This window comes from Kibdelosporangium phytohabitans (assembly GCF_001302585.1).
GTDB lineage: Bacteria > Actinomycetota > Actinomycetes > Mycobacteriales > Pseudonocardiaceae > Kibdelosporangium > Kibdelosporangium phytohabitans.
The window spans coordinates 9115492-9136665 of sequence record NZ_CP012752.1; the positions used below are offsets into that span (position 1 = coordinate 9115492).

Consider the following 21174-nt stretch of genomic DNA (forward strand, 5'->3'; position numbering starts at 1 on the left):
CTCAGAGGCTCACCGGCACGGACACCAGCTTGCGTCCGTCGAAGGTGATCACGTCGACCGACTTCACGTCCTTCGGGTCGACCAGCGCGGGACCGTCCAGCGTCGTGCCCGCGTCCTCGGCCTTCTCGGTCACCAGCCAGCTGCCCGCGACCTTCTGCACGCCGTCCTTGCCCGTGACGATCAGCTGGCACTTCTCCCCCTGCTTGATGCCCGCCACCTTCGCGTGCACCTTCACCCAGCCGGCCAGGGCCTCGACCTTCACGTCCATCTTGGCGCCGGTGGCCGCGTCGGTGGCCGCGAACGGCACCCCCACCGCTTCCTGCACGATCCCCGGGTCGCTGCCGCTGCCCCCGATGGCGATGCCACCCGCGAGCGCCCCTCCGACGATCACGACGGCCGCCGCGACCGCGGCGAGGCGACGCCCGAGCGCGGGGCGCGCGGCGGGCTGCTGGCCCTCCTCGGCGCGAACGCGGCGCAGTGTGCGCTGCAGCAGCAGATCACCACCCGGCGGCGGCCCGTCGATGAAGGCCTCCGGCGGGACCGAGTCCAGCGCCGCGCGCATGTTGACCAGGTCCGAGACCTCACGCCGGCCGTCCGGGCACGAACGGAGGTGTGCCTCGACCTCGGTGGCCTCCCGCGGGGTCAGCACCCCGAGGGCATACGCCCCGAGCGAGGAGTGGTCGTGTGGGTTGCTCACCGGGGCACCTCCGTCCCTGTCTTGCCGCCGGACATCACGGCCCGCAGGGCACGCAATGCATAGTAAGAACGTGATTTCACGGTACCTGCCGCGATCCCCAGCACCTGTGCGGCTTCGGTGACCGTGCGGCCCTTGTAGTAGATCTCCACGAGCACGTCGCGGTGCTCGGGCGACAAGCTGTCCAGCGCGCCGAGCATGGCCATCGAGTCCACCACCTGGTCGGCGTGGTCCCGTTCGACCGACGGTGACTCAGTCACCTCCGCCACCTCGGGCGGCCGGACCGCGCGGGCCCGTGCCCGATCTGTGACGATGTTTCGCGCCACGGTGAGCAGCCAGCCCCTGACCGACCCCTTCTCGTCGGTCAGCGCGTCGGAGTGCTTCCACGCCCGCAGCAATGTCTCCTGGACGATGTCTTCGGCCGCGGCCCGGTCGTTGGTCAGCCGGGTCGCGTACGCGAGCAGGCTCGCGCCGTGCTCGTTGTACAAGGACCGGACAAGGTCTTCGCCACGAACGCGCCGCGACCGCCGCGGCCACCAGCCTGGGGTCGTCACCAGGTTCCTCTCCGCTGTGGATCGAGTCGGTGCGGAGGTTACTGGACTTGGACGGACCACTGGTGATCGCGGGCCTCCTGCGATGGCTAGTGAGGCGCTCACGACGTGATTCCCTCCGCTCGCGCGTCAGTAGCCGGAACCGGAGCCACCGGCGGGCGGTTGCTGTGTTTTCGGCTGCTGCTGCGGTTTGGCGCTCTGCACGACCCCCTGCGACTTCTTGCCGTCAGGCGTGATCGCGAACCACGTACCGCCCACGCCCTGCCCCGTCGCGTCGCCGGGCGCGGAATCCTTGGCGTACATGTAGACCGGCCACTTGTTGATGGTGATCTGCCGGGTGCCGTCCTTGCGCTTGACCGTGCCGACCATGTTCTGCGGCACGCCACTGAACGTGATTTCCTTGCCCTCGGCCAACAACGGCGGCCACTGCTTGGCACAGGTGTCGTAGCAGTTGGAAACCGAGGGTTGTGCGGTGTCCTTGTCGAAGCGGTACAGGGTCATCCCGTTCTGGTTGGTCACCACCCGGCCGAGCGTGGACACCTCGGCGGCGACCAGGTTGGGCCGCGGCCCGTCCGCGACCGGCAATTCCTGCTGTTGCGGTTGCTGCGGAATCTGTACCCTCGGAGCGGGATCATCGCCACTGCAAGCGGTCAGGCCCAGCAGCCCCAGACCGGCGATGGCAGTCAGCACGCCGACACGAGCGCCCTTCATGACTAACCTCCTGGTGTGGCCCCGCCCTTCGCGTGACCCTGTTCACCCACACACACGAGGAGATGTCAGGAGCGGTTCAACCCCGTTCGGAGCAATTCACAACCCGGATTGGTCGGGTTTTTCCGCACGTGTCCTTCGTCGACACCGGTGTGGAACGCGTACGCCCCTGCTTGGCGGTGACCCCGCCTGATCCGCGCGGCCAGGAGCACGGCCACGCCCGCTTCAGGCCGCGGCCGTGCTCCGGCGAGGGCTCGGCCAGGTCGGAGATGTCAGGCGCGGTTGCCCACACGGCGGAACCGGAGCACGACATCCCGACGGCGCCCTCCTGCTTTTCCTGCTATACCTCCAGTACCTGCCGGAGGAACTGACCGGTGTAGCTCTCCTTGACGTCCGCGAGGTCCTCCGGGGTGCCCTCGGCCACCACCGTGCCGCCGCCGGAACCGCCTTCCGGCCCCATGTCGACGATCCAGTCCGAGCACTTGATCACGTCGAGGTTGTGCTCGATCACGATCACCGTGTTGCCCTTGTCCACCAGTCCGTTGATCACGCCGAGCAGCTTGCGGATGTCCTCGAAGTGCAGACCGGTCGTCGGCTCGTCCAGGATGTACACCGTCTTGCCGGTCGAGCGCTTCTGCAGCTCGCTGGCCAGCTTCACGCGCTGCGCCTCGCCGCCGGACAGCGTCGGCGCGGGCTGGCCGAGCCGGACGTAGCCGAGGCCGACGTCCACCAGGGTCTTGAGGTGCCGGTGGATCGAGGTGATCGGCTTGAAGAACTCGGCGCCCTCCTCGATCGGCATGTCGAGGACCTCGGAGATGGTCTTGCCCTTGTAGTGCACCTCGAGGGTTTCCCGGTTGTACCGGGCGCCCTTGCAGACCTCGCAGGGGACGTACACGTCCGGCAGGAAGTTCATCTCGATCTTGATCGTGCCGTCACCCGCGCACGCCTCGCAGCGCCCGCCCTTGACGTTGAACGAGAACCGGCCCGGCTGGTAGCCGCGGACCTTCGCCTCGGTCGTCTGCGCGAACAGCTTGCGGATGTTGTCGAACACGCCGGTGTACGTCGCCGGGTTGGACCGCGGGGTGCGGCCGATCGGCGACTGGTCCACCCGCACCAGCTTGTCCAGGTGGGCGAGGCCGTTGACCCTGGTGTGCCTGCCCGGCACCTGCCGCGCGCCGTTGAGCTTGTTCGCCAGCACCTGCGCGAGGATGTCGTTGACCAGCGTGGACTTGCCGGAGCCGGACACCCCGGTCACCGAGACCAAGCAGCCCAACGGGAACGACACGTCCAGGCCGCGCAGGTTGTGCTCACGCGCGCCGACCACGGTCAGCTGCCGCTTGCGGTCGATCGGCCTGCGGATCTCCGGAACCGGGATCTCCTTGCGCCGGGACAGGTACGCCCCGGTCATGGATTCCTTGTTCTTCAACAACTTCGACACCGGCCCGGAGTGCACGACCTTGCCGCCGTGCTCGCCGGCGCCGGGGCCGATGTCCACCACCCAGTCCGACGTCCGGATCGTGTCCTCGTCGTGCTCGACGACGATGAGCGTGTTGCCCAGGTCCCGCAGCCGGGTCAGCGTCTCGATCAACCGGTGGTTGTCACGCTGGTGCAGGCCGATCGACGGCTCGTCCAGCACGTACAGCACGCCGACCAGGCCGGAGCCGATCTGCGTGGCCAGCCGGATCCGCTGCGCCTCACCGCCGGACAGGGTGGCCGAGCCGCGGTCGAGCGACAGGTAGTCCAGCCCGACGTCGAGCAGGAACCGCAGCCGCGCCTGGATCTCCTTGAGCACCGCGCCCGCGATCATGGTCTCGCGCTGGCCGAGCTTGAGTCCTTCGAGGAACTCCGAGCAGTCGGACACGCTCATCGCGCAGACGTCCGCGATCGACAGGTCGCCCTGGGACTTGTGGTTCAGCGTGACCGCGAGGATCTCCGGCTTGAGGCGCGTTCCCTGGCACGCGGGGCACGGGACCTCCCGCATGTAGCCCTCGTAGCGCTCGCGCATCGCGTCGGACTCGGTCTGCTCCTGGCGGCGCTCCAGGAACGGGATCACGCCCTCGTAACTGGCGTAGTAGGACCGCTCACGGCCATAGCGGTTCTTGTAGCGCACGTGCACCTGGTCGTTCGTGCCGTGCAGGACCGCTTTCTGCGCCTTCGCCGGGAGCCGCCGCCACGGCGTGTCCATCCGGAAGCCGACGCTCTCGGCCAGCGAGGTCAACAGCCGGGTGAAGTACTCGGCCGTCTGCCCGCCCGCCCACGGCGCGATCGCGCCCGCGCCCAGCGACAGCTCGTCGTCCGGCACGATCAGCTCGGGGTCGACCTCCATCCGGACACCGAGGCCCGAGCAGGACGTGCACGCGCCGTACGGCGAGTTGAACGAGAACGACCGGGGCTCCAGGTCCTCGATCGCCAGCGGGTGGCCGTTGGGGCAGGCCAGGTTCTCGGAGAAACCGCGGTCGCGGTGCGGGTCGTTCTCGTCGAGGTCGACGAACTCCAGCACGACCAGGCCGTCGGCGAGGCGCAGCGCGGTCTCGACCGAGTCGGTCAGCCGCTGCTTGGCGCTCTTCTTCACCGTCAGCCGGTCGATCACGACCGCGATGTCGTGCTTCTCCTGCTTCTTGAGCTTGGGGACCTCGCCGAGCGGGTGGACGACGCCGTCGACCCGGGCGCGGGAGTAGCCCTGCGACTGCAGCGTCTGGAACAGGTCGATGTACTCGCCCTTGCGGCTGCGGATGACCGGCGCGAGGACCTGGAACTTCGTGCCCTCCTCCAGCGCGAGGACCTGGTCGACGATCTGCTGCGGCGTCTGCTTGCTGATCGCCTCGCCACACGTGGGGCAGTGCGGCTTGCCCGCGCGTGCGTAGAGCAGACGCAGGTAGTCGTACACCTCGGTGACTGTGCCCACAGTCGACCGCGGGTTGCGGCTCGTCGACTTCTGGTCGATGGACACCGCGGGCGAGAGGCCCTCGATGAAGTCGACATCCGGCTTGTCCATCTGGCCGAGGAACTGCCGGGCGTACGCCGACAGCGACTCGACATACCTGCGCTGCCCCTCGGCGAAGATGGTGTCGAACGCCAGGCTCGATTTCCCGGACCCGGACAGCCCGGTGAACACGATGAGGCTGTCCCTCGGCAGGTCGAGATCGACGCTCCGCAGGTTGTGCTCGCGGGCACCGCGAACCACGAGACGGTCGGCCACAAGGGGTCCCTTCGGTGTTGACATCGGGGCGAGCGCTCTCGAATATGCGTTCGATCGAGGCTGCCGCGACCATGTTAGGCCGGGGGTCCGACAAAACCGATTTGGAGTCTCCCCCACGGCTGGTGATCTACCCGTACCCTGGTCGTCATCAGCTCATCGTGAGCGCCATGTTGCTCAGCGAAGTCGGGACACGACACATGACTGAACCACGTGTATCGCAACGAACGGCCACCCCGGACGATTCCCTGCCAGGTCCCCGCAGCGCACTGTCCGCAGCCGAGTACGCCGAGCTCGGGACGGCCTCCGCCAGGCTGACGACCGAGCTGCTGACGGGTGTCGTCGAGGCGCTCGACGACCCTGCGATGAGACGGCCGAGCCTGCTGCCCGGCTGGACGAGGGCGCACGTGGTGACGCATCTCGCCCGCAACGCCGACGCGCTCGTGAACCTGCTCACCTGGGCCCGCACCGGCGTCGAGCACCCGATGTACGCCAGCAGGGCCGACCGGGACGCGGACATCGAAGAAGGGGCGCACAGGATCACGCAGGTCCTGAGGGAGGACCTGACGGCGGCGGTCGAGAGATTTTTTGACGCTCTCACTCATATGGATGACATTTCGTGGGGCAAATCGGTCGTACTGGCCACGGGGCGGCAGATCACGGCGTGCGAAGTGCCGTGGCTGCGGTGGCAGGAGACGGCGGTGCACACGGTCGACCTCGACGGCGGGATCGGGTTCGCCGACCTGCCGGACGGGCACGTCGAGCGGCTGCTCGACCAGATCGTCGGCGAGTTCGCCCAGCGGACCGACGTACCGCCGGTGCGCCTGCGGGTGGACCTCGCCGACGGGCGTCAGCGCGACTGGGAACTGGCGGCGGCCAAGGACTCCCCGGACGTGGGCGGACCGGCGCCGACCGTGCTGGCCTGGCTGATCGGGCGAGGAGACGGCACCGGGCTGGCGGGAGACCTGCCGGCCTTACCGGCCTGGCTCTGAGTCAGCAGGCGGTGCATCGGCCGCTCGACGAACTTGGTGAGCAGCCAGCCGAGCACGACGGCCATGGCGAACGACGCGGCGAACCGCTCGAACGGCGGGGCGCCGACGTCCAGCAACGCGCGGGCGAGGATGAACCCGAGCTCCTGGTGGACGAGGTAGACGCCGAAGGAGATGCCGGCGAGCCACGTGATGGCAGGCGCGAGCCTGCGTACAAGAAGAATGTCCCAGTCAGGCCCACCAGCGGCGGCGCAGACGAGAAGCAGCACGACACCGAAGGCGATCGTGGACGGCGTGTCGCTGAAGTACGCGTGCGCGTCCTGCGCGACCAACGCGGCGGCGATGTAGACGCCGAGATGCCAGCCACGCAGCCGACCGGTCGACCACAACCAGACGGCGATACCCACACCGAACAAGTGCACGCGATGCAACGCGAGACCGTCGAACACGGACTTGACCCACTGTGGGGCGTCGTCACCGCGGACGGTGAACCGCAGCACCACAGGAACGATCACCAACGACCACAGCCAAACCGGGGCGTTGCGCGTGTTGAGCCACTTGCGCGGGAAGAGGAACGCGGCGATGGCGAACGCGACGATCTGGACGGGCAGGGTCCAGTAGGCGGCGTCGATCCAGTGGAAGCTGGGCGCCCAAGCCTGGACCATGAGCAAGTTGCCGACCAGGTCGTGCCCAGTGGGCAGATACCACGGATACGGGGTGGGCGTGCCGGAAACAGGCACGCCGAACAGCCAACTACCGTCCGCGTACGCGTAGCCGTTGAAGACGGTCACGGCGATCCGCGAGACGGCGTAGGTGGCGACGACAGCGACGAGGTACGCGGGAACCAAGCGGGCGATCCGGTTCCACAGCCAGCGATGACGGCCGATGGTGACGCACACGAAGAAGGCGGAGATCACCAGCATGGTGCTGGCACCGAACTGAAGCGGTAAAGAGAAGAGGTACCCGCCCAGCTCAGGGTGGTTGATCTGGGATTGGTGGGTGATGTGTTCGACCACGACGGCGAACACGGCGAACACCCGCAGGATGTCCCAGCTGATCCGGCGCGTCGACCGTCTGGGAGGCGGCGTGGCCTCCGCGTCGGTCGCAGAAAGTGTGGTAGTCACGAGCTCGCAGTGATCGGCGGACAAGGACGACTTCGTGATCGGAGCGTAATTCGCCAACCTGTGAAGACACTGAGCAGGTCCTGAAGGACTACTGTCGGCGACCGTGGACGTTGTCGAGAACTACACGGGTCATGTGGATCCAGGCGGCGCGGCCGCCAGGCGCACCCTCGAGAAGCTGACGATAAGCAAGCTGTCCGTCGGGCCGATGGACAACAACGCGTACCTCCTGGTCTGCAACGCCAGCAGGGAAGCGTTGTTGATCGACGCGGCGAACGATCCGGAGAGGATCGAAGACCTCATCGGACACGACCGCAACCGCCCAAGGCTGCGAACGATCGTGACGACCCACCAACACCCCGACCACTGGCAAGCCCTCGGCGCCATCGCGGGCGCGAACGGCGCGAACACAGTGGCCCACGCCCTCGATGCTGACCCCCTACCAGTACCCCCTGACGTGTTCGTGAAACATGGCGACACGATCGAGGTGGGCGAATGCACACTGGAAGTGATCCACCTGCGAGGCCACACCCCCGGCTCGATCGCCCTGCTCTACCGCGATCCCAGCGGCCACCCGCACCTGTGGACCGGCGACTCCCTGTTCCCCGGCGGTCCTGGGCGGACAACAAACCCAGAAGACTTCAACAGCCTGATCAACGACCTGGAGGCACGGATCTTCGGCGAACTGCCGGACGACACGTGGTTCTACCCCGGCCACGGGGACGACTCGACCTTGGGCGAAGAGCGCCCCAAGCTCGACGAGTGGCGTTCTCGCGGCTGGTGAGACGTTCCGAACGGGGCTGCCTGACATGTAGGCGGCCCCGTTTGCTGTAGGGCAGCAGTCGGGGCCATGACCGGACGATGGAGGTCCGATCATGCAGCACCGTATCGCCCCGCTGAACCGTGCACCACGGCGCATCCGTCCACCGTTCGATGTGGACAGTTACGAGCCCGACCCCTACCGGTTCGGCGAGACCAACGACCAATGGCGTGCTCGTCGCCACGCCGACCGGGTAGCAGCTCTGCTCGAACCACTCGATGGTGTCGACCTTGGCGCCTATGACCGCCGCATCATCGACTGGCTGGCCGACTGGGACATCGAGACCGTCGGCACCATCGCCTCGTTGATCTACCGTGCTCGCGCTGTCGACGCTCCGGAGAGCGTCCGGTGAGCATCGAAGCAATCTTCTGGGCGCTGAACAAGGCACCCATCCCAGGCGACCGTCGCGACGCGTCCAGCCTCGCGATCGTCCTCGTCGGCTTGGCCAACCATGCGGACCCAGACGGCAAGAACGCCTTTCCAGCCGTCTCCACCTTGGTCCGCTACACCCGCCTGTCGGAGCGGTCGGTGCAGTACGCCTTGCGCGCGCTGGAAGACCTCGGGCTCATCAAACCGTCCGACCCGGAGATCGTAGCCGCCTACGTGAAGCGAGCTGATCGGCGTCCGAAGGGCTGGGACCTGGTTATCCACAGCGGGGCGCAGACACTGCACCCCGCTGAACAACACGAGGTGCAAACTCGGCACGACGGGGTGCAAACAACGACGTCACGGGGTGCAGAGCTTGCACCCGAACCTTCCCTTAACCGTCCAAAGAACCGTCCTTCGCGCGAGCGCACCCAGCAGGGCGCTCGCGTGCCTGTGCCGTGCGGCCAGTGCGACGCTCGGCCCAGAGACCCGATCTCCGCCAGGGTCGTGTGGCTCGACGCGGAGCGGAGCCGGTCGCGCATGTGTCCTCGTTGCCATCCGAACGCCCTGCTGGAGGCAAGCCGATGAGCGCGCCCACCGTCGACGAAGGTCTGGTCCACCGGGTTCGTGTTCTCCTCGCCGAGGCGGAAGCTGAAGGTCGTCCGCGTCCCGGCCGCCCAACATTGACCAGGCTGACCGGTGCCACGGATCACCAGGTGCGCAAAGTGCTGGCGGCGTTGGAGAAACCGTCCGCCAGCGAGAGCACCAACGTTGACCAGACTCTCACGGCCTCGACCAGCAACCCCATGACGCCTGTCCTTACCCGCCAGTCTCGGCCATGGCCGCTGATCCTGATCGGGCTGGCCGCAGCGGTAGCTGTGTGGGGCGGGTGGGTCGATTTGGGACAGCTGACCGGCTTCGGAATGGTGCAGCCACTCCCGGGCCTATTCGACAAGCTTCGGATCAACACCGCGATCGTGCTCCCACTGGGCATCGAGGCTTACGGTGGCTACGCACTGCGCACCTGGTTGTCCTCAGCCTCATTGTCCGACCGCACTCGGCTGTTCGCCCGCTGGTCAGCGATCGCCAGCCTGGTGGTCGGCGCTACGGCGCAGGTGGCCAGCCACCTGATGCGCGCCGCGCACCTCACCAGCGCCCCGCCGCTCGTCACGGTCCTCGTGGCGTGCGTTCCGGTGCTGGTGCTGGGTCTGGCGACCGGATTGGCGACACTGGTGAAGCGAGACACCGGGGCTGGTGGTGAGGGGTGACCAGATGCCTGGGCAGGTGGTTCTTGTGCGGTTGACGTGGTGTTGGTGGTTCTTTCTGTCGCATGGACGATCTGGGACAGCTCGTCGATGGGAAGCCGGATGCTGAGGGTGACGCCGTCGATGTCCCGGTGCAAGCGTTACTTCGATGCCAGCCGGCCGCGGATCGCAACTTACTACCCAAGGACGTGAGCGATGGCGAGGGCGATTCGCTCGATCCAGTCGATGGCGTCCGTAGCCTCCGCGTCCGAGATAGGTCGCCGGCGCTTGAGGTCGCCGTCCAACAGGTCAGCGTCATGGGCGATCTTGTTACGGCGCTCAGTGATGGAGTTGTACTGCTGCTTCAGAGTCTGCGCGTTCATGGACGTGCGACCGTGGTTCCACTCGTTCAGCTTGGCTGCTGCCTTGGCCCAGATGTCCTCCTCCGAGACCAGCTTGAGTGCCTCACTGATCTTGCGTGGGTTCTGGAGGGCCGCGTTTGACCACTTCGCCCTGACGTGCTCCGAGACAGCATCGGCGAGCGTAGTAGTTTCTCGCCGTACCTCCTCCACCTTCACCAGCGGCAGCTCAAACTTGGAGAGCTGGTAAGGCATCGCGGGGCTGTCCTCAGCGGTCAGCTCGGCGACTCGGCGGTACAGCTCCTCGTGGAACCAGTGGTCGATGGCGCTGACAGCCTGCACCCACGCGGCCCGGTAGAAGTCGCCGATGTCGATAACGGGAGACTGGAAGGCGGCCAAGCTGCGACCTGCCAGGATCATCTTCCGGGCGTACTCGATGTTATTCAGGAACGCCCGGAACTCACGAGTCTGCGGATGTGCGTTGGTCATCGGGCTCCCCATCCCGTCGATTGATCGACATCACGATGCCGGTGAATGCAGGGGCAGGGCAACTCGATTCGCGTCACCCTGCTTCATCTGGCGAGATCGCATCGATGTCGGCTGGAACTTCACCACCGAGGGCCTCCGCGATGGCTGCGAACTCGCTCAGCGCAGCCTGTAGGTCCTCTACAATCTCCTGCGCGATTACCTCGGGCGGCAGCAGGCTATCGGCGTCGTCGAGGGCGGGGTCCTTCATCCAGGTGATGTCGAGGTTGACCTTGTCACGAGCGATGAGTTCCTCGTAGTCGAAGGACTTGAAGCGCTCCGACTCCACCCGCTCGTTGCGCGGTTTGCCTGGCAGGTACGCCTCGACGAACTCGTCCAGATCCGCTCGGCCCAGCGGGTGCTGCTTGAGAGTGAAGTGCTTGGCAGTACGGAAGTCGTACACCCAGAGCTTCGAGGTGTTGGGCGCGCCGCCGCTGCGGGGCGGCTTCTTTTCGAAGAACAGGACGTTTGCCTTGACACCGCCCGCGTAGAAGATGCCGGTGGGCAGACGCAGGATGGTGTGCAGGTCGAATTCTTCAAGCAGACGGCGGCGCACCTTCTCGCCCGCACCGCCTTCGAAGAGCACGTTGTCCGGGAGGACAACAGCCGCTCGGCCGTCCATTTCCAGCAGAGACATAATGTGCTGAAGGAAGTTGAGCTGCTTGTTGGTCGTGGTGGCACGGAAGTCATCCCGCTCGTAGGAGATATCTTCCCTCTCCGCCTTGCCGTCCGTGCCGACCACAGTGATCGCGGACTTCTTGCCAAACGGCGGGTTGGCGAGGACGAGCGAGGCATGCCGGCGAGGCTGTTCGGCGAGGGCATCACCTACGGTGATAAGGGAGCGGCCGTCGGCGTCACCAATTCCGTGCAGCAGCATGTTCATGGCGGCGAGGCGGGCCGTCCCGGTGACCAGCTCGTTGCCCCAGATCTTGCCGGACCCGAGCGCGAGGCGCTGCTCGCGGGAGAGATCCCGCATGTGATTCTCGCGGATGTAGTGGTGCGCGGCGATGAGGAAGCCACCAGTGCCGCAGGCAGGGTCGGTGATCGTGTCGTCGGGCTGCGGTTGCATCACATCGACCATGGCGTCGATGAGTGCACGGGGCGTGAAATACTGGCCAGCCCCGGTCTTGGTGTCTTCAGCGCCTTTAGCGAGCAGACCCTCGTACGCATCGCCCTTGAGATCCGTGCCCTGGATCGTCCAGTCCTCCTTGCCGATCAGGTCGACAACAAGCTTTTCGAGGAGTGCAGGCTCGGTGATCCGGTTCTGCGACTTGGCGAAGATCGTGCCGAGGGTGGTTCCAGGGTTCTTCGCGAGAACTTCGAGGGTTTTGCGATAATGGACTTCAAGATCGATACCCTTGAGGCGGACGAGCGACTGCCAGTCGTACGGCGCCGGTACGACTGTCTTTGCCTCTTGCTCGGTGAACGGGTCGGAGGCAATCTCATCAGCCATCTTGAGGAAGAGCAAATACGAGAGCTGCTCGACGTACTCAATAGTGGACAGACCGTTGTCCCGAAGGACGTTGCAGTAGTTCCAGAGCTTGGAGACCAGCGCGTTGGTCTGGGCGTGAGCCTGGGCGGGGGATGCGAGGGTCACAGCGGAAGCTCCTGCTGAACGGCGGTGGCGGGTGCGGGCGGAATGTCTGTGGTGGCCTCGGCCTTGCGGGGTCGCCGGGAAATATGTTTGGCCTTGCCAACTTTGGACTCACGCTCAGCGCGAATACTGTCGAGGAGCACGGATGCGGGCTCGTCGGCGGGATTCTGCGGGACAATATTACCGGTGAAGGCACGGTTGAGAATTGCCTGACGTAGCACGCGTGCCCGACTCAAAGAACCGTTAGGTCCGCTCAGAAAAGCGCGAACGCTCTCCAGATTGGAGACTTTCGCGTCCAGCCTCTCCACAATCCGAATCTGTTCCGCGCGGGAAGGAAGGGGAACTTTCCATGCCGCTAGTTTTGCAGAGCCGAGATGATGGATTCCTACACCGCGCACGCCTTTGCGAAATTCTCCACTTAGCGCCTCACTTCGCAAGAAGTGAAGCAAAAACTGCGGGTTAACACCCTCTCGGGGGCGCACGCGGATTAGGGTGTTCTGAAAACAGCAGTCTTCGATTTCATTGTTCCAGATGGCGGGTTTTCCCACTTCGCCAGGGCTGCCGGATGCCTCGCTAAGAATAATATCTCCCGCATGTAGACGATAGATCTCTGCCTCTTTATCTGTAAAATTCATTTTGTTGACATCGTCTAGTGCGAGTCCCTGCCAACTGACGTTCGCGGCGCGAAGGTACGGGCGCATCTGGTCGCCTGTATGATTTTTGGGGGATCTTTGCCTGCCTAGTCTCACGTCTGCAAGCTCGGAAAGCTGCACCATAGGTGCCCCAGTCTGACGCAGTTCTGCTTGCATAACTCGAGGCAACAGGGCTTTGAAGCGGTTAGCGCATGACGCAACTAGGCTGCTGGCGGCGTCGAGACGTGAGAGTTGACCTTCGAGGTTTTCGACGATTTGGTTCTGCTCCGCGAGTGGCGGGATGGGGATGGGCCATGCCTTTAGGATTGCCTGGCTGATATTTGGCTGCGCCCCACCTTTTCCGGTTTTTCTGAGGTCTTCGCGCTGTGCCCGCAAGTACCAAAATAGAAATTTTTTGTCGATAAGATTCTCGTTTGGAGTTGCGAACGCTACTGCTTGATTGGTGGTGAGTGGCCGTTCGGTAATAGCTAGCTTACCGATCGTCGCGCCGTACATGGCAATCAAGACGGACCCCTCGGGAACCCATTTTGCAGAGCTTGAGTTCAGGCCCTCAGTGGTGATGGTTGATGTGGATGCGCGTATTGGCTCGTCGTTCAGGTCGCCGCTGACTACCCAAGGGATATCTCCACCGTAGTAGCGAGAGACGCCACTCTTGGGGGTTCCGCCGCTGCCCCACCTAGCTACATCACCCAATGTGGCCCAGGTCCACCCAGTCGGAAGTGTCACTTTCTTCAACCTGCTCAAGCTAGTTCCCGATTCAGATCACTCAACAAAGACCGAACATCCCGCCCCGCGAACGCGTGTGCAAAGCCGCGCCCTCCGCCCTTGCCTTTGAAGGGCTCGGCGTTGAACTCGGCCGGGCTGATACCGACGTCGCTCGCTACCACGTCCCTGATGGCCCGCAGCCACCACAACTGTTCCTCGGAGAAGGAGGCTCCCGCTTGACGCTGCTTGAGCAGCCAACCTTCAAAGCGTTCCTCCACCAGCGACCGGTATGGCTTCAGCTCGTCGTCTACGCCCAGTTCGTACCGGATGAGGGAGATGAGGTCAGGCACGCCTGCCTCTTTCCCTGGGTAGTGGGCTGCTTTGCCCAGGTCCTCGTAGAAGACCCACAACGACTGCGGAGTCCATGCGTAGTCCGGACGTCTAATTTCGTGTGCGAGTTCCTTCAACGACGCGTACGCCTCCGCAGGTGACACGGAGCGTGGACTGGTGAGCACGATGTCGATAGCGGCGAGCCGGTTACGGTTCTCCTTCAGGAGTTGGCTCCACCGGTCGACCTGCTCCCTGGCCCGCTCCTCGCGCGGGACCTCGACCAGGTCGATTACCTGAACAGGGGTGAATTCGTCGAACAGGTAGTCTTTGTCTCGCCGGATCTCCATGATGTGCCGTCGCAGCTCGGGATGCTCGGTCAGCGGGGCGATCGCGTTCTCGATCAACTGCCGGGCCGCAGCCTGACCGCCTTCCTCCAGCGCTCGCTCCTGCCGATCGGGGTCTACCGCGTTGACGATGGCGCCTGCGATCTCCGACAGGGTCCGCCCGCCGGCTGCCCGGGTCAGTAGGTCCCGCTCCTCGTCAGTCAGCTGCTGGTTGAGGCGCGCCAGCCGCCCCGCCATGATCTCGGCCTCGCTCGCGCTGATCGACTTCGTGCCAGCTTTGTCGAGCAGCTTTGCCAGCGAGACCTGCCGCTCGCCTGCCGGTACCAGCGGCTTCGCATCGACCAGCGGAGAATCTGTCACGCCCACCGCGTCCACGAGCACGAAACGGTCCTTGCGCACTGAATCGTCCGCGTCCGGGGTGACCTCTTGGAGCTCCGTCGGATCGATGGTCCGAGCGCCGCGGCCCTTCATCTGCTCGAACAGCACCGCGCTACGGACTTCACGCATGAAGATTACGCACTCCAGCGCCTTGATGTCGGTACCGGTTGCGATCATGTCTACCGTGACGGCAACCCGCAGCCGAGGCGAGGTCCGCAACGAGCGGATCAACTCGTTCGGGTCCTCGCCGGCTTGGCGGCTCTTGTACGTGATCTTCTTCGCAAAGTCGTCCCCGCGCCCGAACACGTCCTTGACCTGCGCGAGGACATCCTCGGCATGGTCCTCGCCGATCGCGAAGATCAAGGTCTTCGGCAGCTCGGTTCGACCAGGGAACCAGCGCCGCCAGTTGTCTCGGTAGGCGATGAGAACCGCCCTGATCTCATCAACCGTGACCACTGTCCGGCCGATTTGCCCAGTCGTGTACGTGAAATCGTCGGCCAGTTCCTGGTAGCGCTGCCGCCGGGTCTTCCGGTCCTTGACGCGAACGGTCGTTCCGGCCTCGATCGTTGCCGCGCCCTTCTCCCGCAGGTCTGTTCGCATCCGCACGACGTCGAAGTCGACGTTCACCCCGTCCGCGACCGCTTGCGGATAGGTGTACTCGGAAACCAGGTTGCGGCCGAAGAAGCCGAGTGTTTGGAGCGTCGGGGTGGCGGTCAGACCGACCAAGTGCGCGTCGAAGTACTCCAGCACTCCCCGCCACAGACCGTAGATCGAGCGGTGGCACTCGTCCACGATGATCATGTCGAAGGACTCGATCGGCACTGCGGGATTGTAGGAGACTTCAATGGGTTGGTCCGTGGCGTACGTGTCCTCGTAGGCCAGGCTGTCTCCGGCCTCATCCGAGGGATCATCGTCGACGAGTGCCTCGTTGCGTAGCAGCGAGTACATCTTCTGGATGGTGCAGATGACGACTGACGAGGTGTCCTGAAGCCCCGCGGCGCCGAGCCGGTCGACGTTGTAGATGTCGGAGAGTTTGCGTCCGTCATCGGGAGTGGTGAACTTGCGAAACTCGTCGTAGGCCTGCTTGCCCAGGTTGTTGCGGTCGACGAGGAACAGGATCCGGCGCGCCTTAGCGTGTTTGAGCAGCCGATAGGTCTGGGCCACCGCGGTGAAGGTCTTACCCGCACCGGTGGCCATCTGAATCAGCGCCCGCGGCCGATCATGGGCCAGGGACTCCTCAAGGCCAGTGATCGCGTCTACCTGCGCCAGACGCAGCCCATTCGGCTCCAGCACCGGGAGTCTGCGCAGGGCAGCCCGCAAGGTAGGCACGGTAGGTGCTTCCTCAGCACGGCGCATCCAGTCCGCAACCGTTTCGGGGCGGTGGAAGGCGAAGACCTCACGGGACCGGGCCTCAGGGTCGAGCCGGTTGATGAAGTAGGTCTCAGCACCTGTTGTGGCGTAACGGAAGGCGAAGGGCTCGCTCTCCCGCCAGACTGCGAGCCGATGTTCTTTCAGCACCCCGGCCGCATACCGGTCGTTCTGCTCGACAGCGCTAGAGAGGTGGTCACCTTCGCGCTTGGCTTCCACGACACCAACAATCTTGGCGTCTACGTAGAGAACGTAATCGGCCCGACCTGTCGCGAGGGTGAACTCGCGGACGGCCACACCTTGGCCAGCAAGCGGGTTCAGTTGGTCACGGTCTTGGACGAACCAGCCACACGCAAGCAGCATCGCGTCAATTGCGTCGCGAGCCTGCACCTCGTTAAGCGGCGCGGGGCGCTGCGCTCGGTGGACGATCGCGTCTCGGCGCTGGGCGTCGACCTGGCGTGGCTGCTTGCGCGCTTCCTCATACCGCGTGTGCTGGGCGCTTCTGAGCTCTTCTATCTGACTACTCAGCTGTTCGACCTGAGCGAGTAGCGCCTCCTTATTAGCCGCGGCGCTGGCGATCAAGCGCTCGGCCTCAGCGCGGGCCTTGCGTTCAGCCTCCAAGGCGGTATTGGACTCGGCCAGGCGCATACGGGCCTGTGTCAGCGCTTGGCGGTGGCCATCCAGAGCTTCGCGGAGTTCGGCCAGCTCGGCCGGATCCGTGACCTGCGCGTTGTCACCTGGGTCGGTGGGCGGAACGAACTCTGCGACCGTCCGGCGGCCCTCGATCGCGTCGTGGAACCAGAGCCCAAGCTTGTAGCAGATACGTACGGCGGCCAGCGCGCGTGCGGTGTCGAAAAGATGCCTGTGGGCGGCAGTGTTCCGGTCGCGGCGAAGCTGGTCGAAGTCCTCGCGAATTCCGCTCACGAGAACGCCGGCCCTGGTCAGAGCGGTCAGGCGGTCGACCTGACGGTCGCCCTCGATCCGCATCCCGATCCGTGCAACAAGCTCCTCGGCCAGAACTTCACCAAACTGGCCAGCCTGGACCAACGAGGAGTTCGGGTTCGTGAAGGCGGTCGCCTCAGCGAGGGCACCGTAGATCGACAGCAAGGGCTGGTGGCGGTACAGGAGCCCAAAGTTCGGCGACCCCTTTCCGAAGTCACGAAGCCGATCGTCCACGTGGTACCCCTTCCTTGCCCGCACGAGCAACGACCGAGCCCACGGAAGCTATCTCGGTGGTAATGGCACTGGATAGGTGAACCGCAGGGCACTCGATCCTGTGTACGTGATCGACGCTGGAGTGAAGCTCGCTACAGATGTCTCTGAGCAGGGATGACCTTGAGCTGCTGCGCCGCCCAGACGAGTAGTCGTTTGCTCAGGACAGCGCAGTCGCGCTCGGCAGTCGTCTTCGCCTACGAAGGGCAGCGTTCCGGCGGGTCGATATGTGATCCGCGGCAGGCCCGCACCAGACCGACCTGCGAAGCGCGCAGGATCACCTTGCCGTACTCGGACTGCTTGTAGTCGCCACGCAGCAGGTCGGCGACCGACCAGATGAACGTCGCATGGTTCTTGATCACCGTCGAGCTGGACTCCACCATCCGCCAACCTTCATCACGTTCCGCATATTGTCGATCCGCTCATCCTGGCATGTACGGCTTGGCGGAGGAGCCGAACCCTTCGAGCGCCGTCACATCCATTCACGACAGGACGATCACCCGATCGGGCGATGCGTCGTAGCAGAGCCGCCGCCAGTAGAGTCATTGGATTGCCGAGTGGGAGGGATACGGCATGGTCGCCGCGCGCGAGACGACGCTGCAGGAGCTGCTGGAAGGATCCAAGCAGTATCGAGTTCCGCTTTACCAACGGACATACTCCTGGACGAAGACGCAGCTCTCCCGCTTGTGGGAGGACATCACGCAGCTGGCTGAGGACCGGATCAAGCATCCGGACGCCTCGCATTTCATCGGCTCGCTTGTCCTCGCGCCCAGTCCCAGCAACGGCCCAACTGGTGTCCAGGAGTATCTCGTTGTTGACGGCCAGCAACGGCTGACAACCCTGACCATCCTGCTGTGCGCGATCCGCGACCATCGTGTCGCTCAGGAAGGACCAGAACATCGAGACCGAATCAACCAGCAATATCTGATCAACAACTGGAAACCCGAACAACAGCGACTCAAGCTGGTACCTACCCAGGCCGACCGGCCTGCGTACGTCGCTTGCCTGGATTCAACCCCGCAAGCCGGTGGCAGTGATCCTGTGGGAGCAGCGTATCGGTACTTCTCCGCGCAACTCCTCACCATGGACGATGCCGACAACTTGGTTGACATCGATCATATCGAAAACGCGGTTATTTCAGGCTTAGCGCTTGTCTCCGTGACCGCCCAGCAGGGGGACAATGCCCATCGCATCTTCGAGTCGTTGAACAACACTGGCCTGCAGTTGACTCAGGCGGATCTTCTTCGAAACTACCTCTTCATGCGCTTGCCGACTCGCGGCGAGAGTGTCTACAACGCGCTGTGGCTACCACTACAGGATCAGCTGAACAGCAAAGACCTGGAACTGCTGTTCTGGCTCGATTTGGTTCAGCGGGACTCCAGGATCAAGCAGACCGACACCTACGCCGGACAGCAGGCTCGGCTCGATCGTATGTGCACGGAAGAAGAGATCGAAGCGGAGGTGGCCCGCTTCAGCCGACTGGGTGTCCTGCTGAAGAGCATTCTCGACCCGACTCTCGAGAAGGTAAAAGAGGTGCGGGTCAGGCTCCGACGTCTTCGGGACTGGGGTACCAGCACCGTGTATCCGTTACTGCTGCATTTGCTCGATCGACGAGATGCTGGCAGTGCGACATCCGAGGAGATCACCTCGGCGATGCTGGTCGTGGAGAGCTTCTTCGTCCGCCGTCTTCTGATCGGTCGCGCAACGGCCAATCTCAACCGGATCCTGCTGTCCGTAGTGACCGAGATGGACCAGACGTTGCCTGTGGACAAGGCCGTCCTTGGGTATCTCTCGACCGGCCGCAAGTACTATGCCAGTGACGACGAAATACGAAAGGGCTTGCGCGCGATTCCTTTTTACATCAACGGTCGGCCAAACCAGCGCTCGCTTGTACTCCAATGGCTGGAAGAGTCATACGCGAGCAAGGAACCGGTCGACCTCTCGTCACTGACTATTGAGCACGTCATGCCCCAGACTCTGACAGACGAGTGGCGCACGGCCTTGGGCGACAACCTTGATCCGGGCGAAAGTTTGGAGCAAGTCCATGAAGCCCTTGTGCACACGCTCGGGAACCTCACCCTTACCGGCTACAATGCAAAACTGAGCAACAGCGCGTTCGCCGTAAAACGGACGCAGCTGGCAACAAGCGGCCTGCTGATGAACCAGGAGATCGCTCGGCAACCGGAGTGGGGCAGATCAGAGATCTATGATCGCGCGGATTCACTGGCCGAACGTGTCATCTCGGTGTGGCCAGGGCCTCTTCCCGATGCCCAGCGGGAGGCGAACCCCGCATGGGATCTCATGAACAAGGTCCTTGCCGAACTACCTGCCGGCTCGTGGACGACCTACGGCGATCTCGCAGCCATCATCGGCAGCCACCCCGTTGCGGTCGGCACACGTCTGGCCACGATGCCGGCTCCGCATGCCCATCGTGTCCTCCAGGTTGGCGGCACGGTATCCCCCGGCTTCAAGTGGCTTGATCCCACCCGGACCGATGATCCTCACGACCTGCTACGCGCCGAAGGAGTCAGCTTCGATGACCACGGCCGTGCATCTGAAGCCCAACGGATGGATCTGGAAGCATTGGCACAACTCATCGGAGTCAGCACGGACGAGTTGCCGACGGCGACTCCCGTGACAGACGCGACACAAGAAACGTTGCGAGACCGATTCATTGAACAACTCATCGCCCTTCAAGGATCTGAGGTCGCTGAAGCGACACTGTTGGTACTTGATGCCTGGACCAAGGTAGGCGGCCGAAATGAATACGGCACTGGCCAGAACGAAACTTCGTGTTTCCTCATAGCGCGGGAGAAGTACGAGGAGAACGGCAACATCTGGCCCGCGGCGATCTACCCAAGCGGAAAATTCGAAGTCGTTTTTCAGCACCTCCGTATTCGGACGCCGTTCGACAACCTCGATATGCGCGAGGAGCTGCGCCGCCGTCTCAATCTCGCCGCCGGTGTAACCATTGCCGCTGCCAAGATCGAGCTTCGACCGGGCTTCCCGCTGACTGTGCTCGTTGCCCCTGACGCACGTGATCGAGTCGTAGACGCACTTCAATGGTTTTACGCAAAGGCCCGTGCGGGGGTCTGACGAGCAGGCATGCGTCCGGTCCAGTGTTCGTGTAGGCCGCTGTGATGACTGGGCAGCTATCAGGGTCGGCTTGGCGCCCGGGTCAATCGCCAAGGACCACTTCCTGTGCGGCACGAGCAACGATGCTCTGGATGTCGTAGGGCAGCCCGAGCCGATTCCAATGGAAGATCACGTGGTGGGTCAGCACGGATCGCAGGCCACGGCGGAGTGCTCCCCGGCTTGCGAGTTCGTCGAGCGCCGTGCCAGCCGTTTGGAACGCGGTTGACCAGGTGGCGACGTGCGCGAGTTTGCCATCGGGCCCGACCAGCGGGCTGCTGGGACCTGCGTCAACGGTCATCAGGCGCCGCAAACCGGGCTCCAAAGCTCGCGCTCGGTCCGGCGGAGTTTCGGGTGAGAGCGGTCGGTTCTCGGCGACGCGGGCCCAGATGTCGCCTTGCTCGTACCAGTCTTGCCCGGCGGCCCGCATCAGGACGCTGCAGAGCAGGACGGTCAACTCCCGCCGCTGGTCACGGCCACTGCCGACGTGAGCGAGCATATGTCGGCTGTCGAGATGGAACAGCTGATGTGCGACGGCCATGGCCTCGGCACCGCCGAAGGCGTGGACTTCGGGCTCGTAGATCGTCTCGACCCATCCGGCGATGTGGCCGGTCTCGCGCAGAGTGTCCAGCGCCGTGTGGAGGGTGTGTCGAGCGGCGGCCTCGGCGGCTTGGTGGGGCGGCAGGTAGCGCAGCCGCCACTCGGGCGCTTTGCGGATGAACCACCACGACGCGACGAGGCCATCTGCTTCGACGCGGTCCATGATCGGCAGCAGGTGCGTGACCGCGGTCTGTTCGGCGGCGGCATAGTCGCCAAACTCGACGACGAACTGCTGCCATGTCGGGCGCTGCGAGCTGGTGCCGGTGTCCATGTCGCTTCTCCGGA

16 protein-coding genes and 1 pseudogene are annotated in these 21174 nt (G+C 64.3%); 6 read left to right on the forward strand and 11 right to left on the reverse strand.

Annotated features, from left to right (window positions below; translation table 11 throughout):
- Position 1: 1 nt before the first annotated feature.
- The 4 genes from AOZ06_RS40640 to uvrA all read right to left on the reverse strand — a co-directional run bounded on the left by AOZ06_RS40640 (position 2) and on the right by uvrA (position 5152).
- Positions 2-697, reverse strand: a complete 696-nt coding sequence (locus AOZ06_RS40640) for an anti-sigma factor family protein (RefSeq protein ID WP_054294230.1) — start codon at positions 695-697, stop codon at positions 2-4.
- The gene (locus AOZ06_RS40645; RefSeq protein WP_157233516.1) at positions 694-1248 is read right to left on the reverse strand and encodes a sigma-70 family RNA polymerase sigma factor; all 555 of its coding nucleotides are present in this window, start codon (positions 1246-1248) and stop codon (positions 694-696) included. Before AOZ06_RS40645 ends, AOZ06_RS40640 begins: the two co-directional genes overlap by 4 nt.
- A gap of 126 nt (positions 1249-1374) precedes the next feature.
- A complete protein-coding gene (locus AOZ06_RS40650; protein WP_054294232.1) occupies positions 1375-1956 on the reverse strand; it encodes a COG4315 family predicted lipoprotein in 582 nt (193 codons plus the stop codon).
- Between the two features lie 337 nt (positions 1957-2293).
- Positions 2294-5152 carry an excinuclease ABC subunit UvrA gene (gene uvrA, locus AOZ06_RS40655; protein ID WP_054294233.1) on the reverse strand — a complete coding sequence of 953 codons (2859 nt, stop codon included), beginning with the start codon at positions 5150-5152 and terminating at the stop codon, positions 2294-2296.
- A 197-nt stretch (positions 5153-5349) separates the two neighbouring features.
- Between uvrA and AOZ06_RS60795 the strand changes: the two are divergent.
- Positions 5350-6027, forward strand: a pseudogene (locus tag AOZ06_RS60795) (maleylpyruvate isomerase family mycothiol-dependent enzyme); the annotation flags it as partial.
- Here the strand turns inward: AOZ06_RS60795 and AOZ06_RS40660 are convergent.
- Positions 6000-7262, reverse strand: a complete 1263-nt coding sequence (locus AOZ06_RS40660) for an acyltransferase family protein (RefSeq protein ID WP_054297287.1) — start codon at positions 7260-7262, stop codon at positions 6000-6002. The pseudogene AOZ06_RS60795 and the gene AOZ06_RS40660 sit on opposite strands and share 28 nt — an antisense overlap.
- Before the next feature lie 103 nt (positions 7263-7365).
- On the opposite strand from AOZ06_RS40660, the gene AOZ06_RS40665 reads away from it, so the two are divergent.
- The 4 genes from AOZ06_RS40665 (at position 7366) to AOZ06_RS40680 (ending at position 9713) form a co-directional block, all read left to right on the forward strand.
- Positions 7366-8043, forward strand: coding sequence for an MBL fold metallo-hydrolase (locus AOZ06_RS40665; RefSeq protein ID WP_054294234.1), 678 nt, complete (start codon positions 7366-7368; stop codon positions 8041-8043).
- A gap of 91 nt (positions 8044-8134) precedes the next feature.
- On the forward strand, positions 8135-8431 hold the full coding sequence (locus AOZ06_RS40670) for a hypothetical protein (RefSeq protein ID WP_054294235.1): 297 nt from the start codon (positions 8135-8137) through the stop codon (positions 8429-8431).
- The gene (locus AOZ06_RS40675) at positions 8428-9033 is read left to right on the forward strand and encodes a helix-turn-helix domain-containing protein (RefSeq protein ID WP_054294236.1); all 606 of its coding nucleotides are present in this window, start codon (positions 8428-8430) and stop codon (positions 9031-9033) included. Before AOZ06_RS40670 ends, AOZ06_RS40675 begins: the two co-directional genes overlap by 4 nt.
- A complete protein-coding gene (locus tag AOZ06_RS40680; protein WP_054294237.1) occupies positions 9030-9713 on the forward strand; it encodes a hypothetical protein in 684 nt (227 codons plus the stop codon). The genes AOZ06_RS40675 and AOZ06_RS40680 overlap by 4 nt, the downstream gene beginning before the upstream one ends.
- Positions 9714-9886: 173 nt before the next feature.
- Here the strand turns inward: AOZ06_RS40680 and AOZ06_RS40685 are convergent, their stop codons facing one another.
- The 5 genes from AOZ06_RS40685 to AOZ06_RS60800 all read right to left on the reverse strand — a co-directional run bounded on the left by AOZ06_RS40685 (position 9887) and on the right by AOZ06_RS60800 (position 17540).
- Complete coding sequence (locus AOZ06_RS40685; RefSeq protein WP_054297288.1) at positions 9887-10537, reverse strand: hypothetical protein; 651 nt, start codon at positions 10535-10537, stop codon at positions 9887-9889.
- A 73-nt stretch (positions 10538-10610) separates the two neighbouring features.
- Entirely contained in the window at positions 10611-12170 is a 1560-nt protein-coding gene (locus tag AOZ06_RS40690; RefSeq protein WP_054294238.1) for a type I restriction-modification system subunit M, read from the reverse strand.
- Positions 12167-13546 (reverse strand): restriction endonuclease subunit S, encoded by a 1380-nt coding sequence (locus AOZ06_RS55250; protein ID WP_236952491.1) that lies wholly within the window; start codon positions 13544-13546, stop codon positions 12167-12169. The genes AOZ06_RS40690 and AOZ06_RS55250 overlap by 4 nt, the downstream gene beginning before the upstream one ends.
- Before the next feature lie 14 nt (positions 13547-13560).
- Positions 13561-17121: a DEAD/DEAH box helicase family protein gene (locus AOZ06_RS40695; RefSeq protein WP_054294239.1), complete on the reverse strand. Its 3561-nt coding sequence runs from the start codon at positions 17119-17121 to the stop codon at positions 13561-13563.
- 233 nt (positions 17122-17354) lie between these two features.
- Entirely contained in the window at positions 17355-17540 is a 186-nt protein-coding gene (locus tag AOZ06_RS60800; protein ID WP_054294240.1) for a type I restriction-modification system subunit M N-terminal domain-containing protein, read from the reverse strand.
- Positions 17541-17730: 190 nt separating this feature from the next.
- Here AOZ06_RS60800 and AOZ06_RS40705 point away from each other — a divergent pair, with 190 nt between their 5' ends.
- On the forward strand, positions 17731-20253 hold the full coding sequence (locus AOZ06_RS40705; RefSeq protein WP_054294241.1) for a GmrSD restriction endonuclease domain-containing protein: 2523 nt from the start codon (positions 17731-17733) through the stop codon (positions 20251-20253).
- 82 nt (positions 20254-20335) lie between these two features.
- Here the strand turns inward: AOZ06_RS40705 and AOZ06_RS40710 are convergent, their stop codons facing one another.
- The gene (locus AOZ06_RS40710; protein WP_054294242.1) at positions 20336-21160 is read right to left on the reverse strand and encodes a thiopeptide-type bacteriocin biosynthesis protein; all 825 of its coding nucleotides are present in this window, start codon (positions 21158-21160) and stop codon (positions 20336-20338) included.
- Between the last annotated feature and the right edge of the window lie 14 nt (positions 21161-21174).

Coding starts and splice junctions, on each gene's coding strand:
- AOZ06_RS60800 (WP_054294240.1), bottom strand. CDS start 17,540: ATGGTGGAGTCCAGCTCGACGGTGATCAAGAACCATGCGACGTTCATC.
- AOZ06_RS40685 (WP_054297288.1), bottom strand. CDS start 10,537: ATGACCAACGCACATCCGCAGACTCGTGAGTTCCGGGCGTTCCTGAAT.
- AOZ06_RS40710 (WP_054294242.1), bottom strand. CDS start 21,160: ATGGACACCGGCACCAGCTCGCAGCGCCCGACATGGCAGCAGTTCGTC.
- AOZ06_RS40670 (WP_054294235.1), top strand. CDS start 8,135: ATGCAGCACCGTATCGCCCCGCTGAACCGTGCACCACGGCGCATCCGT.
- AOZ06_RS40705 (WP_054294241.1), top strand. CDS start 17,731: ATGGTCGCCGCGCGCGAGACGACGCTGCAGGAGCTGCTGGAAGGATCC.
- AOZ06_RS40650 (WP_054294232.1), bottom strand. CDS start 1,956: ATGAAGGGCGCTCGTGTCGGCGTGCTGACTGCCATCGCCGGTCTGGGG.
- AOZ06_RS40680 (WP_054294237.1), top strand. CDS start 9,030: ATGAGCGCGCCCACCGTCGACGAAGGTCTGGTCCACCGGGTTCGTGTT.